The sequence below is a fragment of the Thioflexithrix psekupsensis genome (genome assembly GCF_002149925.1).
Lineage (GTDB): Bacteria > Pseudomonadota > Gammaproteobacteria > Beggiatoales > Beggiatoaceae > Thioflexithrix > Thioflexithrix psekupsensis.
On sequence record NZ_MSLT01000006.1, the window covers coordinates 426,845 to 445,091 of the forward strand.

The 18,247-nt window shown below is 41.5% G+C and carries 15 protein-coding genes; 6 read left to right on the plus strand and 9 right to left on the minus strand.

Going from position 1 to position 18,247, the window contains the following annotated elements:
* Positions 1-2: 2 nt before the first annotated feature.
* Complete coding sequence (locus tag TPSD3_RS02970; protein WP_086487094.1) at positions 3-1,169, plus strand: 5-(carboxyamino)imidazole ribonucleotide synthase; 1,167 nt, start codon at positions 3-5, stop codon at positions 1,167-1,169.
* Positions 1,162-1,689, plus strand: a complete 528-nt coding sequence (gene purE / locus TPSD3_RS02975) for a 5-(carboxyamino)imidazole ribonucleotide mutase (protein ID WP_086487095.1) — start codon at positions 1,162-1,164, stop codon at positions 1,687-1,689. The genes TPSD3_RS02970 and purE overlap by 8 nt, the downstream gene beginning before the upstream one ends.
* Here the strand turns inward: purE and waaC are convergent.
* On the minus strand, positions 1,686-2,702 hold the full coding sequence (waaC, locus tag TPSD3_RS02980) for a lipopolysaccharide heptosyltransferase I (RefSeq protein ID WP_086487096.1): 1,017 nt from the start codon (positions 2,700-2,702) through the stop codon (positions 1,686-1,688). The two genes, purE and waaC, sit on opposite strands and share 4 nt — an antisense overlap.
* 82 nt (positions 2,703-2,784) lie before the next feature.
* Here waaC and trmL point away from each other — a divergent pair, with 82 nt between their 5' ends.
* Positions 2,785-3,240 carry a tRNA (uridine(34)/cytosine(34)/5-carboxymethylaminomethyluridine(34)-2'-O)-methyltransferase TrmL gene (gene trmL, locus TPSD3_RS02985; protein ID WP_086487097.1) on the plus strand — a complete coding sequence of 152 codons (456 nt, stop codon included), beginning with the start codon at positions 2,785-2,787 and terminating at the stop codon, positions 3,238-3,240.
* A 70-nt stretch (positions 3,241-3,310) separates the two neighbouring features.
* On the opposite strand, the gene trpA is transcribed toward trmL, so the two are convergent.
* Genes trpA through TPSD3_RS03000 form a run of 3 tightly spaced genes read right to left on the minus strand, consistent with a single transcriptional unit; the run spans position 3,311 to position 6,003 of the window.
* Entirely contained in the window at positions 3,311-4,123 is an 813-nt protein-coding gene (trpA, locus tag TPSD3_RS02990) for a tryptophan synthase subunit alpha (protein WP_086487098.1), read from the minus strand.
* Positions 4,120-5,337: a tryptophan synthase subunit beta gene (gene trpB / locus TPSD3_RS02995; RefSeq protein WP_217884379.1), complete on the minus strand. Its 1,218-nt coding sequence runs from the start codon at positions 5,335-5,337 to the stop codon at positions 4,120-4,122. Before trpB ends, trpA begins: the two co-directional genes overlap by 4 nt.
* A gap of 36 nt (positions 5,338-5,373) precedes the next feature.
* Positions 5,374-6,003 carry a phosphoribosylanthranilate isomerase gene (locus TPSD3_RS03000; RefSeq protein ID WP_086487100.1) on the minus strand — a complete coding sequence of 210 codons (630 nt, stop codon included), beginning with the start codon at positions 6,001-6,003 and terminating at the stop codon, positions 5,374-5,376.
* A 249-nt stretch (positions 6,004-6,252) separates the two neighbouring features.
* On the opposite strand from TPSD3_RS03000, the gene ppa reads away from it, so the two are divergent.
* On the plus strand, positions 6,253-6,801 hold the full coding sequence (gene ppa, locus TPSD3_RS03005; protein WP_086487101.1) for an inorganic diphosphatase: 549 nt from the start codon (positions 6,253-6,255) through the stop codon (positions 6,799-6,801).
* A 70-nt stretch (positions 6,802-6,871) separates the two neighbouring features.
* Here ppa and lysA read toward each other — a convergent pair whose 3' ends face one another.
* Together lysA and lptM are read right to left on the minus strand one after the other, a co-directional pair.
* Positions 6,872-8,137, minus strand: a complete 1,266-nt coding sequence (gene lysA, locus TPSD3_RS03010; RefSeq protein WP_086487102.1) for a diaminopimelate decarboxylase — start codon at positions 8,135-8,137, stop codon at positions 6,872-6,874.
* Between the two features lie 51 nt (positions 8,138-8,188).
* A complete protein-coding gene (gene lptM / locus TPSD3_RS17215) occupies positions 8,189-8,332 on the minus strand; it encodes an LPS translocon maturation chaperone LptM (protein ID WP_140048466.1) in 144 nt (47 codons plus the stop codon).
* Between the two features lie 162 nt (positions 8,333-8,494).
* Here lptM and TPSD3_RS03015 point away from each other — a divergent pair, with 162 nt between their 5' ends.
* The gene (locus TPSD3_RS03015) at positions 8,495-10,081 is read left to right on the plus strand and encodes a SpoIIE family protein phosphatase (protein WP_086487103.1); all 1,587 of its coding nucleotides are present in this window, start codon (positions 8,495-8,497) and stop codon (positions 10,079-10,081) included.
* Positions 10,082-10,097: 16 nt separating this feature from the next.
* On the opposite strand, the gene TPSD3_RS03020 is transcribed toward TPSD3_RS03015, so the two are convergent.
* Complete coding sequence (locus tag TPSD3_RS03020; protein WP_086487104.1) at positions 10,098-10,757, minus strand: hypothetical protein; 660 nt, start codon at positions 10,755-10,757, stop codon at positions 10,098-10,100.
* 342 nt (positions 10,758-11,099) lie between these two features.
* Here TPSD3_RS03020 and TPSD3_RS03030 point away from each other — a divergent pair, with 342 nt between their 5' ends.
* Positions 11,100-14,033 (plus strand): TIR domain-containing protein, encoded by a 2,934-nt coding sequence (locus tag TPSD3_RS03030; RefSeq protein WP_176329705.1) that lies wholly within the window; start codon positions 11,100-11,102, stop codon positions 14,031-14,033.
* A gap of 29 nt (positions 14,034-14,062) precedes the next feature.
* On the opposite strand, the gene TPSD3_RS03035 is transcribed toward TPSD3_RS03030, so the two are convergent.
* Complete coding sequence (locus TPSD3_RS03035) at positions 14,063-15,535, minus strand: hypothetical protein (protein WP_086487107.1); 1,473 nt, start codon at positions 15,533-15,535, stop codon at positions 14,063-14,065.
* The gene (locus TPSD3_RS03040; RefSeq protein WP_086487108.1) at positions 15,522-18,146 is read right to left on the minus strand and encodes an SEL1-like repeat protein; all 2,625 of its coding nucleotides are present in this window, start codon (positions 18,144-18,146) and stop codon (positions 15,522-15,524) included. Before TPSD3_RS03040 ends, TPSD3_RS03035 begins: the two co-directional genes overlap by 14 nt.
* Positions 18,147-18,247: the final 101 nt, after the last annotated feature.

Consider the following 18,247-nt stretch of genomic DNA (forward strand, 5'->3'; position numbering starts at 1 on the left):
CAATGAATACAACACGTTTTTCTTATCCACTAAAAAAAATTGGCTTAATTGGCGGTGGTCAATTGGGCAAAATGACCGCTCAAGCGGCACGAGAAATGGGTTTTGCCATCTATGTGTTAGACCCGCAAATTCAATGCCCTGCGGCCTCTATTGCCGATAAGCATATTATTGGCAGTTTATATGATTCGGTTAAAATTCGGGAATTAGCCCATTTAAGTGATGTTTTAACTTATGAAATTGAACATGTTGATATTGAGACGTTAAAACAATTATATGATCAAGGTTATCCCATTTATCCATCGCCTTATGTATTAGAAGTGATTCAGGATAAATGGCGACAAAAACAAGTGTTAGCACAACATCATATTCCCGTGCCTAAATTTCAAGCCGTTGATGATTTAAATGCCACGTTTTTAGCACAGGCTAAATTTCCTTTGGTACAAAAAGCCCGCCGTGGGGGTTATGATGGTAAAGGCGTGGCGATTTTGCGCAGTATAGAAGATAAAGAAAAAATTCTTCCCGTGCCTTCCATGATCGAGGAATTTGTGGCGTTTAAAAAAGAATTGGCCATTATGATTGCCAGAGATAAACAAGGCAATATTGCCTGTTATCCTGTGGTGGAAATGGTCTTTGATGATCGCACGAATATTTGCGATATTGTCGCCGCTCCTGCCACGATTTCTCCCGCTTTAGCTGAACAAGCGAGAAAAATCGCTGTCGATGCGATTTGTGCATTAGATGGAATTGGGGTATTTGGGGTGGAAATGTTTTTAACGCAAGACGATCAAATTCTGGTGAATGAAATCGCGCCGCGGCCGCATAATTCAGGGCATTATACCATTGAAGCCTGTCTCACCAGTCAATTTGAACAATTGGTGCGTATTGTCAGCGATTTGCCGTTGGGAAGTGCAAAATTATTAAGTCCTGCGGTGATGTTGAATTTATTGGGCGAAGCGGGTTATCAAGGTCGTCCCGTGATTACAGGATTGGTGGAAACATTAAGTATTGCGGGTTTATCTTTTCATTTTTATGATAAATCAATTACGCGGCCATTTCGCAAAATGGGACATATTACTTTATTAGCCGATGATATAGAAACGGCATTGATGGCATTAGATAATGTGAAGAAAACCCTTAAAATCCAAGGTGAGGATATGATTCATGACTGATATTGTGGTGGGTATTGTGATGGGGAGTGATTCGGATTTGCCCGTGATGCAAGGCGCGGCTACGGTCTTAGAAACGTTGCAAGTGAATTTTGAATTAACCATTGTTTCGGCACATCGCACGCCTAAGCGTTTGTTTGATTATGCGCAAACCGCAGAGGCGCGTGGTTTATCCGTGATTATTGCGGGTGCGGGGGGTGCGGCGCATTTGCCCGGTATGGTGGCTTCGTTGACGTGTTTACCCGTCATTGGCGTGCCAATTAAAACATCGACTTTAAATGGACAAGATTCGTTATTATCGATTGTGCAAATGCCCGCGGGCGTTCCTGTGGCAACGGTAGCCATTAATAATGCACAAAATGCAGGCATTTTGGCCGCGCAAATTGTGGCGATTAAATTTCCTGCTATTCGGGCGCAAATTTGTCGTTATAAATCTGAATTAGAACAGATGGTATTGGCTAAAGCTGAAAAATTAGAACAATTGGGTTATAGTCAATATTTGGCGGATTATCAATTGCCTTAAATCAACATTTCTATCGCCATCCACACACGTTCTACACTCAAATCGCGGGCGCATACAGGAGAAGTGTAATATTTTCCCTGATAATAACAGTGGCGACGTAAACACGGAGAACAGGGAAATGCCGCTTGTAAATGGACTTGTTTTGTGCCGTAAGTGCCAGTGCGTTCGGGAGCGGTCGCGCTATACACCGTGACAGACGGCACAGACAACGCGGCTGCCAAGTGTGACAATCCCGTATCCACACCGACTACCGCTTTGGCTTGTAACATCACTTGCGCCATGCCCGCCAAATCGGTGCGCGGAATCAAACTGACATGGGGATGCACGGCCATAATGGCACTGGCACGCGCTTGTTCTAACGCACTTCCCCAAGCCACTTGCACGTGATACCCCGCGTCCACTGCTAATTGTGCCAACGATTGCCAGTGGGCAATAGGCCAATGTTTACTGCTCCATGTCGTACCATGTAGAAAAATAAGCGTGGGATGTGCCGCGTGTTGTTTTTCAAAATGTCCCGCAATCCCGTAATCTGGTGGCGTAGTCGGACACGCATAACCCAGTATTCGCGCAAACAATTGGCGTGTCCGTTCTACCGCATGGGCTTGTTTTGGCACGGCAATGTGTTGTTGGTAAAACCAATGGCTTAAAGATTCACGACTGGAATGGCGATCAAAACCATAACGAGTTCCCCGCGCTTGCGCAGCGACAATGGCACTTTTTAATAATCCTTGTGCATCAATCACTTGATCGTAGGTTTGCGCCCGCAATTGCGCACGAAATGGGGGAAATTCTCGCCATAAATCACGCCAATGGTGTCGCCAGCGTCGTAATGCGATAGGTATAACAGTACGCACCGCCGGATGCCAACCCGCCACCGGCACAAAAGCCTCTTCCACCACCCAATCGATTTGTAATTCTGGCCAAATTCGGCGCGCATCACTCAGCGCAGGCAAGGTGTGAATCACATCGCCCAGTGAAGACAGTTTGATGAGTAGAATAGCGGACACCGTCATGCCTTTATTTTTGGTTAAATTGATTGAAATAATGAATTAAAATGAGCTTTAATTATTTATCAACATTCATTTTGAGTTTACTATGTTTCACTGCATTTTATATCAACCCGAAATTCCACCCAATACAGGCAATATTATTCGACTTTGTGCGAATGCAGGGTTTACGCTGCATGTCATAGAACCTTTGGGTTTTGTGTGGGATGATAAGCGGTTAAAACGAGCGGGCTTGGATTACCACGAATGGGCGCGGGTTCGGCATCACGCGAATTTGTCCGCGTGTTTGGTGCAATTGTCCGAATCTCGCATTTTTGCATGCAGCACCAAGTCGGAAACTAATTACAGTCAAATCAATTATCGCGCCCAAGATGCGTTTTTATTTGGCCCTGAAACGCGAGGTTTGCCTTTAGATGTATTGCATCAATTTCATACTGAACAACGTATTCGCATTCCCATGCAAGCCAACAGTCGCAGTTTAAACCTTTCTAATTCGGTGGCAATTATTTTATACGAGGCATGGCGGCAAGTGGGATTTTGTTGAATAATTTTTGCGGTTTTTTTAGGGGCAGACGGGGGTGTCTGCCCTATGTGTTTGTTTTTACAAGCTGTTTTTAATTCTTGTTTGCGACGGCCACCACCGCGTGATGTAATGCGCCAAACCATGTGGTCACTGTTTGGGTCAGTTGACTGGGATCGGCTTGCTCAATTTGTTGCAACAACGCACTGCCCACAATCACCGCATCGCTGATCTGCGCAATTTGTGCCGCTGATTCCGCATCACGTATGCCAAAACCCACCCCAATCGGTAAATTTGTTATACTCCGAATATCGCGTAACTTTTCTGCCACCGCGTGTGTATCCAATTTAGCACTGCCCGTTACCCCTTTTAAGGAAACGTAATATAAATAACCACTGGCCACTTCGCTAATACGGGCAATGCGCTCATGGGTTGTGGTGGGAGATAACAGAAAAATAGGGTCTAATTCATGTTGACGAAATAAATCGCCTAATTCCCCAATTTCTTCAGGTGGTAAATCCACCAATAAAATGCCATCCACTCCTGCTTGATGTGCGGCTTTAGCAAATTCCGCATAGCCCATGTTTTCCACAGGATTCACATAACCCATTAATACCACCGGCGTATCAGAATTGGTTTGTCTAAAGGTACTGACAATATGCAACACATCATATAACGTCGTTCCCGCAGCCAACGCCCGCTCACTGGCACGCTGAATCACAGGGCCATCCGCCATCGGATCAGAAAAAGGCATTCCTAATTCAATAATATCCGCTCCCGAATCCACTAAAGTGTGCATTAATGTCACCGTTAATGGCACAGAAGGATCGCCCGCGGTAATAAACGGAATTAACGCCGCTTGTTGTTTCGCTTTTAACTGGTTAAAACAGGCGTTAATTCGCTTCATATTTGAATTCCTTCCAAAGTCGCTACAGTATTAATATCTTTATCCCCGCGGCCTGACAAATTCACAATAATGCTTTGTTCTGGTGTCAAGGTGGGTGCGAGTTGTTGACAATACGCCAGCGCGTGGCTTGATTCTAACGCAGGCATAATTCCTTCAATGCGGGTTAATTGGTGAAACGCTTGCAAGGCTTGCGTATCGGTCACCGTGACGTAATGGGCGCGGCCAATGTCTTTCAACCACGCATGTTCAGGCCCTACACCGGGATAATCCAAACCCGCAGAAATAGAATGTGTTTCTGCAATTTGTCCGTGGGCATCCATCATCAAATAAGTGCGATTTCCATGCAACACACCGGGTTTACCTGCATTTAATGGCGCGGCATGGCGGCCGGTTTCAACGCCATCTCCTCCCGCTTCCACACCGTATAAAGCCACATTTTCATCCGCTAAAAACGGGAAAAATAAGCCCATCGCATTCGATCCGCCCCCCACACAAGCACATAAAGCATCCGGTAAACGTCCCGTCATCGCTAACATTTGCTCGCGGGCTTCGCGGCCAATAATCGCTTGAAAATCGCGCACCATCGCCGGATAAGGGTGTGGCCCCGCCACCGTGCCAATAATATAAAATGTATTATCAACATTCGTCACCCAATCGCGCATGGCTTCGTTGAGTGCGTCTTTTAACGTTTTAGAACCAGAAGTGACTGCGCGCACTTCCGCGCCGAGTAAACGCATTCGATACACATTCACCGATTGCCGTTTAATGTCCTCCGCGCCCATGTAAACCACACATTCCAAGCCCAAACGCGCTGCCACCGTCGCACTGGCCACGCCATGTTGACCTGCGCCCGTTTCTGCAATAATACGAGTTTTACCCATACGCTTGGCGAGTAAAGCCTGACCTAATGCACTGTTAATTTTATGTGCGCCGGTGTGGTTTAAATCTTCTCGTTTTAAATAAATTTGCGCGCCACCCAATTGGTTTGACCAGCGTTCAGCGTGGTACAAAGGTGAAGGACGGCCGACGTAATGGTGTAAATCGCGGTCTAATTCCGCTTGGAATTGGGGATCGTGGCGATAATATTGATAGGCTTGTTGTAATTCTGATAAAGGCTGCATCAGCGTTTCCGCCACAAAAATGCCGCCGTAACGCCCAAAATGACCCGACGCATCAGGTAAGGGCGAATCTCCCAATAAAGTGTGGTGAGTCATCGTCATTCATTTATCTCGCTAAATATTTTAGATTTTTTAAGAGGATACGCGACAAGCACGAATAAAGGCGGCCATTTTTTCAGCCGATTTGATGCCTTTAGCGGTTTCAACTCCGCCACTGACATCCACGCCATAGGGAGACACTTGCTGTATCGCTTGTGAGACATTTTCAGGCGTTAATCCCCCCGCCAAAATGATCGGCTTGGCACATGGACGAGGCACGTATTGCCAGTTAAAACAAACGCCGGTGCCACCTTTGGCGGATTCGACATAGGTATCTAATAAAATCGCTTGGGCGTGAGGATAGTCGGCAATGGCAGCGGTAATATTGCCATTTTCCCGAACCCGCAAGGCTTTGATGTAAGGACGAGCGAAGGCATGGCAATACTCAGGAGATTCATCGCCATGAAATTGTAACCGATCTAAGGGAATTTGCTGTAAAACATGCTGGACAAATTCCACCGTGGCATCCACAAATAAACCCACCGTGGTGACAAACGGCGGTAAGATTTGAAAAATAGCCTGAGCTTGTGCGACAGTGACAGCGCGAGGACTGGGTTCATAAAAGACAAACCCCAACGCATCCGCCCCCCATTGGCAAGCCAATAACGCATCTTCACAGCGCGTTACACCACAAATTTTGATACGGGGTTGAATGGGAATCATGAATATGACCGTCTTAATACGTTAAGAAACATCGAATTAGACCGCATAGTGTAGCATAAAACCTCAGGCAGAGTGTCAGCGATGGCTTGACATTACCATTCTCTATTTAAATCGAATAAAAAAACACCCGTTTGATTTTAGGCGAGAAAGTTTTTTGTCAGCGTATTTGTCAACAACGTATTGGTGGAAGTAACAAATTTACGGTAAAATAGCCCTTTTCACCCTTTTTAACAAGAACAGGAAGTTATCATGAATTTAGACCGCGTCCCGCCCGGTAAAAACCTCCCTGATGAAATCAACGTCATCATCGAAATCCCTGCGCACAGTGATCCCGTCAAGTACGAAGTGGATAAAGAAACAGGGGCGATGTTTGTTGATCGATTCATGAACGTGGCAATGCACTATCCCTGCAACTATGGTTACATTCCACATACGCTGTCTGAAGATGGCGACCCGGTGGATGTGTTGGTGATTACACCGATTCCGATTATCAGTGGTTCTGTCATTCAATGTCGTCCGTTGGCGGTTTTGCGTATGACTGATGAATCTGGCCCTGATGCCAAAATTGTCGCCGTGCCAAAAGACAAGTTATCCACTTTATACCGCGAAGTGAAAACTATCGACGATTTGCGCCCCGAACTGCTCAAACAAATCTCCCATTTTTTTGAACATTACAAAGACTTAGAAGCCAATAAGTGGGTGAAAATAGAAGGCTGGGCAGACGTTGAAGCGGCCAAAAAAGAGATTGTCGATTCTGTGGCGCGCTACAACCAAGCACAACCTAAACCGATGTTTTAAGTCAAACCAATTTGCTGGTTTTATTTTGTTCTTCGTTCCCGCCGTGGGGTGGGAACGTGGATTTTCCACACTAAATTGTGGCAATGCTTTCCAAAGCCAGTAGGTCTTCGACCGTTTCGCGCCGTCGCACACATTGCCATTGATGACCAGACACCAGTATTTCTGCGGCGCGGCCGCGGGTATTGTAGTTAGAACTCATGGCAAAACCATAAGCCCCCGCCTGATGCACCGCTAATAAATCGCCTTCATTCACCCGTAAATACCGATCTTTGCCCAAAAAATCTCCCGTTTCGCACACAGGCCCCACGATGTCGTAACAAAGTGGATCGGCAGACGGCGTGTCGGCCACAAACACAGGCTCAATACGTTGCCATGCGCCATACAATGCGGGACGAATCAGATCGTTCATGGCCGCATCAACAATCGCAAAATTTTTCGCTTCACCGTTTTTTAAAAATTCCACCCGCGTCAACAAAATACCCGCATCCGCGGCGATTGCCCGACCGGGTTCTAACAGCAAAGTGTAAGGCAGATTTTGCCATTGTTCTAATAAAACATTCGCATAATCCACTATTTCTGGTGGTTCTTCTTCTCGGTAGCGCACGCCCAAACCGCCACCAAAATCAATATGATGCAATTGAATTTTTTGTTGTTCGAGTTGCTTGACCAATTGCAAAATGCGTTGTAGTGCATCGGCAAAAGGAGCTAAGTCTAACAACTGAGAACCAATGTGACAATCCACGCCTGTTATTTCAAGATGTGGCAATTGCTGTGCTTTCGCATACAAACTAGGGGCTTCAGTAATCGCAATACCAAATTTATTTTGTTTCAATCCCGTTGAGATATAAGGGTGAGTGCGGGCATCGACATCAGGATTGACCCGCAAAGAAATGCGCGCTTTCAATCCCATTTCTCCAGCCACTTGATTAAGGCGCGTCAATTCTGCTTCTGATTCCACGTTAAAACATAAAATATTAGCCTCTAAGGCTTGTTTCATTTCAGCGATACTTTTACCCACTCCAGAAAAAACAATTTTATTAGCGGGTGCGCCTGCGGTTAATACGCGGGTTAATTCTCCACCAGAAACAATGTCAAATCCAGAACCTAATTGCGCTAAAATAGAAAGAACCGCTATATTGGAATTGGCCTTGACCGCATAGCATATCAGATGAGGAATGGGTTGCAAGGCGCGATCAAATGCCCACCAATTGTCTTGTAATCGCTGTTTAGAATAAACAAAACAAGGCGTTCCCACTTGATCAGCAAGGTGTTCTAAATTAACGGCTTCGGCATGTAACATGCCGTTTTGATAGGAAAAAGGAGCATTAAGCGTCATGAATAAGACCTATTTCGTTGGTTTTTTTAGCGGAAAGCCATGTTTTTTGGATTAAGGCGATTTTTTAGGCGCGGCGGGGTCATCTACCGAAGTAGAAGCCACCGGCGGTGCGACATCAGCGGGGCGTTGTAAAGCCCCTTTTTGCCCACATCCTAATAATAACAAGGAGAATAAGCTGAGTATTAAAATTTTCATTGTTTACAAAAAATGACAAAAAAGATCACTTAATCTGAACCCACTATTTAGGGTAAAATAAGCCCAAATAGGGCATCAATCGGTTGGAATAGGCGATACGCTGCTAAAATTCACCGTTTGGTCTCGCTGGGCGATCATTCATCAACTTCTAGGAAATATAGGATGCGTTTATTACGTGATTTACCGATTAAGAATAAATTACGCATTATTAATTTGTTTTCAAGCGCATTGATTTTGTCACTGGTTGCGACGGCTTTCATTGTGTATGATCGGGAGACTTCTCGTCGAAAAATGGAGCAAGATTTGTACATTTTAGCACGGGTTGTGGGGATGAACAGCAACGCAGGTTTGGTTTTTGACGATTCCAATATGATTCAAGAAAATATTACTACGTTAAGAGCCGATTCCAGTATTATGCTCGGTCGCGTGTTTAAACAAAATGGAGAATCTGTTGCCAGTTATTACCGACAAGACCTAAGCGATTTAGCACAACAACAAGCCCATTTATCCAAATTAAGCTATTTCTTTTTCCACAGTGCGCGGTCGTCTGAATTTCCCACCGTAGATTATCACCCTGAGGGAGAATATGTTTTTTTTCACGATGATTATGTGAATGTTTATTTGCCCATTATTTTAAGTGATAAGTTTCGGGGAACTATTTTTATTCGTTCGGATTTGGAGGCGTTAAAATCCCGTTTACAATGGGCATTAATTATCGTTGCTGTGGTACTCACCATTGCGCTGTTTATTTCTAGTTTATTAACCAGTTTTTTTCAACGTTCGATTACTTTACCATTATCCAGTTTATTGCAAACGATGAATAAAGTTTCTCATGAAAAAATTTATTCGTTACGGGAAGAAAAGGAAAGTAATGACGAAATTGGTATGTTGGTTGATGGTTTTAATCAAATGCTCATGACCATCGAATTGCGTGAGCAAGAATTGGCCTTAGCCAATACCGAAATTATGGAGTTAAATGAACGCTTAAAAGCTGAAAATTTACGCATGGGCGCGGAATTAGAAGTGACTCGTCGTTTACAAACCATGATTTTACCGCGAGATCAGGAATTGGCGCATATTGCTGATTTAGAAATTGCTGGCATCATGGAGCCAGCCGACGAGGTGGGCGGCGATTATTATGATGTATTGCATCATGAAGGTCAGACTAAAATTGGTATTGGCGATGTGACGGGACACGGTTTAGAAAGTGGCGTGTTAATGCTCATGGTGCAAATGGCTGTGCGCACTTTATTAATTAATGGCGTTAAAAATAATCGTCAATTCTTAACGGTATTAAATCGCGCTGTCTATGAAAATGTAAAGCGCATGGGAACGGATAAAAATTTAACTTTATTGCTATTAGATTATGAAAAAGGCCATTTGCGTTTCACCGGGCAACATGAAGAATTGTTGGTGGTAAATCGCAACGGACATGTGGAACGAATTGATACTTTAGATTTGGGTTTTATGGTGGGTGTGGAAGCGAATATTGATCATTTGGTGCATGAACAGGAAATATTTTTACAACCCGGTGAAGGTGTGGTGTTGTACACTGATGGCATCACAGAAGCTCGTAATCCAAACAAGGAAATGTATGGTGTAGAGCGACTGTGTACCGTTATCAGTAAACATTGGCATTTGGGCAGCATTGGACTGCGAGAAGCCATTTTAGCGGATTTGCATCATCACATTGATTACCAGAAAATTGCTGATGATATTACTTTGGTGGTGTTAAAACGGCGTTGTTAATACGTCGGAATAAGCGTTAATTGATTCGTCCTGTATTAATGACTTGTTGTTTGCCGCCCACGTCAATTAAGCCTTTTTCTGTTTGGCGTTGGGGGGGTTGGGCTGAGATGGTGCCGCGGAATTCGGTCTTTTGATTAGACCAAACAAACACTTGTCCCGCACGGCCTTGCTGTAGTGCATCGACAATAATCTTCACTTTTGGTGCGATAAAGGTGGTATCCGCCGTGGGAATATTACCTCGTCCCTGATAATCCCCCCCAATTCGTACTAAACCACCACCTTGTTGTCCGCTGGCGTTTAGTGTGGTGTTACCGAGTAAATACACGCTATCACCCAAAATCTGAATTGTTCCTCCGCGTGTACCCGAAGCATACAAATGGCTCATGATACGAGTGACGCGCCGCCCATGTAACAATTGATTGGGACTGGATAAGGACGCATTCACATTTAATGTATTGTTTGCTAATAATTGAATCGACGCTTGACTGTTAATCGAGGCGTTAATATTAATCGTATCTGCCCTTAAAGAAAAGCCACTGGATTTTAACAGTAAACTACTTTCCAATGTCACCGTATAAGCCGATAAATCTAAATCCACCGAACGATCTAAAGAAATGTGCTGAATGGTTTTATCTTGTTTATCTTTGACCAGTAAGAAACCCTCTTGTTCAAACACGGTCAAATGCGAATTGGCAAAAACAGGCTATACCAATAATAAAGATACCCCATAACCCAATAATGACCGTCTTAAAAAAGCACTATTCATCAATGAAACTGTCAATATGAAACACATAATTAATTCCCTAGTTGTTTTCTGGCATTTTACTGAGAAATGGATTGTCGAAAAATGGACAACTGTCCAAATGTCAAATAAGCCGCTGTTTTACTCGAAATTTAGGCCATATTCTAAAAAACAGATGTCTATTTTTAATTTTTATTTTAAAATGAGGACGATTGATTAAATGTCATCGGTTTGGTTCTTCTCTAAAATCAACAGGGTTAAATGGATATTACATATATGATCACTAAATTAAATGTATTAATTTGCTATGCACAGCAAGATCACGCATTCGCCGAGACGTTAATGAATCATTTAGTGAGTTTGGAGCAGCAAAATTTATTAACATTTTTAGATGACAGTAAATTGGAAACGTTACCTGAGCCGTTATCTTATTTGCGTCAGGAATTAACGCGATGTCATACTGTTTTATTATTAGTGAGTCGTTATTTTTTAGAATCACCGTGGTTAAATCAGCCACAATTCGCACCGTTATGGCGTGAGGCACAACAGCAGCAATGTCGCGTTGTTCCTGTCATTTTAAGCGCGTGTAATTGGAGTGCTTTAGACTTCTGCAAAGATCAGGCCTTGCCTAAAGGATTTGTTCCTTTAGAACGGGCTTTATATCCAAGCCGAGCGTGGGCAGTGATTGCGCGTAAAATTGAGGAATGGTGTCATTTGGCCAATAGCGATTTACCGTTGGAAAGTGAGCGTTTACAGATGCGTTTATCCGCGTTGCCCGTGTCGCAAACGCCGCTGGTCGGACGACAACATTATCTCAGTGCCTTAGATAAAGCCTTCAACGGCGCAGACACGGACATCGTCGGGATTTATGCGGGCGGCGGCGTGGGAAAAACCGCATTGATCAACGCATGGTTAAAACGCATGGCACCTTATTACGGTGGCGCACAGCGTGTTTTTGGCTGGTCGTTTTATAATCAAGAGGGGGGGTATCGACAAAGTTCTTCACTCATTTTTTTTGAACAAGCCCTGCCATTTTTCGGCCATCAAGGCCCTTTGCCTAAAACAGAAGAAAGCCGCGCTCGACGTTTAATTGAACTGATGCAAGATCGCCCTAGTTTGCTCATTCTCGACGGCTTAGAACCTTTACAACGTCGTCCTTATTCACGTTATGGTGAATTATTAGATATGGGCATTAAAACTTTATTACAAGAAATTCAAAAAAAACGTTTAGGTAAACAACGTTTATTAATTTTATCTTCTCGCCAAAGTCTGCCTGAATTAAACAGCAGTAAGAATTATCGAAAAATTGAATTAGAAAATTTAAGTACAGGTGAAAGTGCCAGTTTATTAAAAATTTTAGGCGTAAAAGGCAGTCCATGGCAATTAATCCCTATTGCGCGGGCTTATAGTGGCCATGCTTTGGCGTTATTATTATTCGGTAATTTGTGCGTAGATGCTTATGCGGGAGAAGCGAATCATCATTTAGAATTGCCTGTTTTTTCAGCCCAAGAAGATGATGGCGCGTATGCTTTGCAAATTATTCGTTTTTACGATCAACAGCACTGGTTAGAACAGGCTCCAGAGCGTTTATTTTTACAACTGTTAAGTTTGTTAGACCGTCCTATGACCGGGATGGAGAGAAATGTGTTATTAGCCGAGGCGGAATTGGCTTGGCCGTTACGTGGTTTAACGGAATTAGATTGGTATCAAGTGCATCATCATTTGGGAAAATTGGGTTTATTTTCTGAGCGTCGTTCAGGGGCGCAGGTGCATTATGATACGCATCCGTTAATTCGCCACTATTTTAGCCAGCAATTGCGCGCAAATCAATCGACATTATGGCAACAAGCGCATTTTGTTTTATTTGAATATTTCCAACGTTTACCGCGAGATGTACACCCTGATTCATTGTTGGCTTTAGAGCCTTTATATCGTGCGGTTCATCATGCTTGTTTAGCAGGAGAGTTTCGTCAAGGGCTTAATTTATATCGAGATCGGATTTTACGCGGTGATGATTATTACAGCACGCGCCAATTGGGTAGTTATTCTTTAGATTTATCGTTAATTGCGGATTTTTTTGAAGACAATTGGCAGCATCCAACGCAAAGTGATTTAAGTGTTGAAGATCAAAGTTGGTTATTGGCACAAGCGAGTTTTTATTTATTATCTTTAGGTCGATTGCAAGAAGCGTTATTACCACAAAAGATGGCTTTGCATATTCGAGAAGAAATGCAGGATTGGAAAAATGCCACTAATCTAATTCTTAACCATGTTGATTTGTTGTCAACTTTGGGACAATTAGAAGAAGCATTAAAGCAAATTCAACAGGGTTTAATTTGGGCAGAACGCAGTGATAATTTATTTATTCAAATGCAAGGCTATGCTAAATATGGTCGCGTGTTATTTTTACTCGGTCGTTTAGAGGAAAGTCGTCAAGCCTTTATGACGGCCGAAACAATACAGGCTAAAGATCAGCCTGAACACCCCCAATTATATTCGCTCAGTGGCACTGATTATGCGGCGTTATTGTTAGAATTAGCAAAAGATGAATCGCAGCGTTTAATGTTATTAAAACGAGTGGATAATGCGCTGGATTTATCTCAAGCAGAATTAGGTTTAATGAGCGTGGCATTTGATCATTTAATGCGCGGGCGTATTTATGCGCAATTGCAACGTTGGCAAGACAGTCAACGCGAATTAGATACCGCAGTGGCTGGAATGCGTAAAGCGAATTTGGTTATTTTTATTCCTGAATGTTTATTAACTCGTGCGGAATTGTGCCGACAACAAGGTAATTTAGATCAGGCTCGTCAAGATTTAGAAGAGGCGCAATTGTTAATTCAACGTTGTGGAATGCAGCGTTATGAAGCGGAGGCTTGTTTAATTGAAGGGCATTTGTTATTAGATGAGCGATGTGAGCAAATTAATCGCATTAATTCTCACACAGTGCCGCGTTTGCAGGTGAGTTATGGTGATTACAGTTTCTTTCGGGCTGAACAGGTGTATATGCAGGCGGCGCGTTTAATTCGGGAATTGCCTTATCCATTAAAGCAAGCTGAATTGTCTTTATTAGCGGCGCGTTTAGCCTATTATACGCAATATCCTGAAGATGCTTATGCGCATTTAGATTTGGCTAAAACGCATATTTTTAAGCATCAACAATGGCGATTATTAACCCGCTGGGAACAGATACACGAAGAAGTGGCATAAGAGGTTTGAATAGGGTTTACATTGTCCCTCTAATTCGTATAATTCGTAATTGTCCATAAAGCACGGGAAAAATGCCAGAGAAATTCATCAGGCTGATTTTTTCCGTAATTTTCAGCGGTGACATTAAAGCGATATTCATATTTACATTCTAAAAATACGCTATTATTATCTTTTTTAAAATCACAAGAATTATCTGAAATCAGAGATACAGGCGAGAATCCATGCCAAAATATATCGATTAATCCTTGCAAGTACTTAAACTCACTAATATCACCTAATCTTTGCAAGTACTTAAACTCATTGTAGTGCATATTTTTAATAGTAGCAATAAAATAGTTTCCTTTAGGGTCTTTAAATCCATCTATCTTTATTCTCTTCAAAATATTGCTATATCTTTCCTGTGTGCTAATATAGCTGTCAATTAAATGCTGTTTCAATAAACCTATATCTAACTCATCAGGTTTATCTTCATAAATTTCCAAAAGCAATTGTTCATAATCCTGCAATTCATCTGGAAAGCAAAACATAGCCCGCATAGCCACCATAAATAAAAATGCCATTTGAGCTTCTGTTAATTCATCAAATTCGCGGCTATGGGTACTCCAATTGCGGGCGCATTTCATGATTTCTCCTAAAGTAAATAAAAATTTATCATTTTTATCTTCAAGATGATCTGAATTGGCTTTATCTTCCCATTCATGAACCAATGTCCGATTAAACAATTTAAATTTTTTCCCGCTCCATTCCCGCACAGGTAACAGCGTTTTTAAAGTGTTCAAATAATCTTGCATTTCGGGCAGAATTTCTTCTGTTTTAGCGTTTTTAATAAATTTTTTGAATCGAATATTCTCTGGGTTTGCTTCAATCAATTCCTCCGCCTTTTCACAAGCCAGAAAAACACCTTTACGCAAAATATCATAGTTTGTTTTTGGATTGGCGCGTTTTTCAATCCAAGCATGGATGTTGACTCTATCTTCTGGAGCTTTGGTATAAATGCTGTCATCACTTAAAGGAATTTTAGCTTCTTTAATTGCATCCTTAATACTTTTAAACTCACGCACATGATTAGAACAAAATAAAATCCGATCTTTAGGAAATCTCAAATTCATTACTAATTCTAAGTAAAGTTGATAACCTGCTTTTTGTTGCAACTCATCTTTATTCTCATAAAAGGATAAAATACGCGCATGATCTTCTAATAACCCAAATTCTCCAAGCTCTAAATCAATATCAAGAATAATATAATCTATTCGTGCTAATTCGTCTGGATTGCGAATAAACTTAATGGCTTTGGTAAAATCTAATACGAGAGAAATATTGCCTTTAGTGTGTTCAGCCAGTTCGTCTACTGCGTCATATTTATCATCTATATCTAGCGTATTTAACTCTTCTCCAATCACACCACCAAACACAGCCTTTATCACCGCCTTAACATTCATAGTCGCATTGGGGTCTCCACGACCAAAATCTTCAACCCACAAAAAACGGTTATAAATCACCATGATTTACTCCTGATGCAAAAAGGTTTACGGGAAAATTGCATTGGGCAGTATAATATTTTTCTGTTGAATGTGCAACAAATTCGCCATTCAATTTTAAGGCAATCAGGTTAAGAAAATCATGCCCTTTGCCACTGCCTTTTAAGTCATTTTGTTCTGATTCAATCGGATTCTCACAACGAAGTTGATAATATTTATCAGATTTTGTTAAGGCAATTTTTACAGGTTCACGAGATGAAGAAGAATAATATTTAAGCGCATTCACTAAAAATTCGGTTAAAATAATTAAAAGCAAAGAATATTTTACCTCATGTTGTTTAAAATTAATTCGGGATTCTATAATGCCTTCAATTTGCAGGGGAAAAAGATGTGTTGCTAACCAATCTTGCATTGAAGAAAACTGTCCAGTTTGACAAGTTTTATTCCATTCTTCATACCATTTTTTTTGCAATTTTTTCCAAACAGTACGATAATTTTTATTATAGCCTAATTGTGATTTATCAGATAAAATTTCTATGGGCAATAAATCATTTTCAATTCCATAACGAATATAATGCTGTTTAATATATTCCTTTCCACTGATATTTAGTATCTGATTAAACGCATTAATACACGCTTGAATTAATACAGTAAAAAGATTAGCTTCGCCTTGTTGATCTTCACTCAAGCGTTGTTGCAGCACTTTTTTATCCGCAGAAACAATAGAAAGTATTTTTAGCAATCCAGACATTTGCCGCACAACTTCTAATGAATCTTTAGCAGGAGATTCACTTTCTAAATTATAATTCAAGGTAACTAAAGACCCTTGCATTTTATGCGCTAACAGTGCCATTAAATTTTCTAATTCTGAATTAGCTTGTTGTTCTTTTAATTCACTTAATTTACTGTGTGCAATTAAAGCAAGCCATTGTTTAACATTTTGCGGATAATCGGATTTATTTTTGTCGTCTTTTTCTGTGTTTATATCCGTTAAAGCAAATTCAGAAAAATGAACAGTAATTTTACTGTCTTTCTCTAATAATTGGATAAGATTTTGAAAATCTTGAATGGCTTGGCTTTTTTTAGATTCAAGCAAGGCGCACAAATATAAAGCCAGTGGGTCTTTTTTTGCTTTAGCTTTCTCTAACCATTGCAAAGCCAATTCCTTGTCTGCTTTAACTCCATTTCCATCTCGATAAAGGAAATATAAGATAACTTGGGCGGGAGTATTTTCTAGTTCGGCTTGTTGGTGTAAATAGTTAAGGACAGTAATATCATAAGGATCATCAGGTTCAAAAAGAGCTTTATTACCAGCTACCCAATTCGCAGCCACTCTATGTAGCCAACCACCTGATTCTCCGATAAAACTTAAATATAATTGAGCAATAATACTTTCTTTAATTGCTGCTTTATTAAAGCATTCAATGGCTTTTGACTCATCTTGTTCAATACCCTCCCCTTCATAATAAGCAACTCCTAAAGCAGTTTGTGCATTTACATGACCCTGTTCAGCCGCTTTACGAAACCATTTAACCGCTTCAGAATAATTCTGTTCAATACCTTCTCCGTTGTAATAAGCTACTCCTAAATTAAATTGCGCTTTTGCTAAACCCTGTTCAGCCGCTTTACGAAACCATTTAACCGCTTCAGAATAATTCTGTTCAATACCTTCTCCTTTATAATAAGCAACTCCTAGAGCAGTTTGTGCATCCGCTTCACCTTGTTCAGCCGCTTTACGAAACCACTCAATCGCCTCGAAATAATTCTGTTTAACACCTTTTCCTTCGTGATAGGCTACTCCTAAATTAAATTGCGCTTCTGCCAAGTTCTGTTCAGCCGCTTTACGAAACCATTTAACCGCTTCAGAATAATTCTGTTCAATACCTTCTCCGTTGTCATAAGCTACTCCTAAATTAAATTGCGCTTCTGCCAAGTTCTGTTCAGCCGATTTACGAACCCATTTAACCGCTTCAGAATAATTCTGTTCAATACCTTCTCCTTTGTAATAAGCTGCTGCTAAATTAAATTGTGCTTCCAAATGGCCTTGTTCAGCCGCTTTACGAAACCATTTAACCGCTTCAGAATAATTCTGTTCAATACCTTCTCCTTTGTAATAAGCTACTGCTAAATTAAATTGTGCTTCCAAATGGCCTTGTTCAGCCGCTTTACGAAACCATTTAACCGCTTCAGAATAATTCTGTTTAATACCCTCCCCTTCATGATAAGCAAATCCTAAAGCAGTTTGTGCATTTACATGACCTTGTTCAGCCGCTTTACGAAACCATTTAACTGCTTCAGAATAATTCTGTTTAATACCCTCCCCTTCATGATAAGCAAATCCTAAAGCAGTTTGTGCATTTACATGACCTTGTTCAGCCGCTTTACGAAACCATTTAACTGCTTCAGAATAATTCTGTTCAATACCTTCTCCTTTGTAATAAGCTGCTCCTAAATAAAACTGCGCCTCTGCATTTCCTTTTTTTGCCAATTTACACCATCTATTTACTTGTTGTTTCATTTCACCATTAGAAATGCCAGACTTAATCTCTCCCAATTGACGAGACGGAATTGAACGCCCTAATGCAGCTTTTACCGCATCAGAAACCCGATTACCCGCTTTCGATGTATCACTCATCACTCAATACTCCTAAAAAAAACACAAAAAAACCCATTTCCAAAATCCCACCCCATCCGAATATGCGTAGAATGGGACAAACAATGGTAGAATAACCCTGC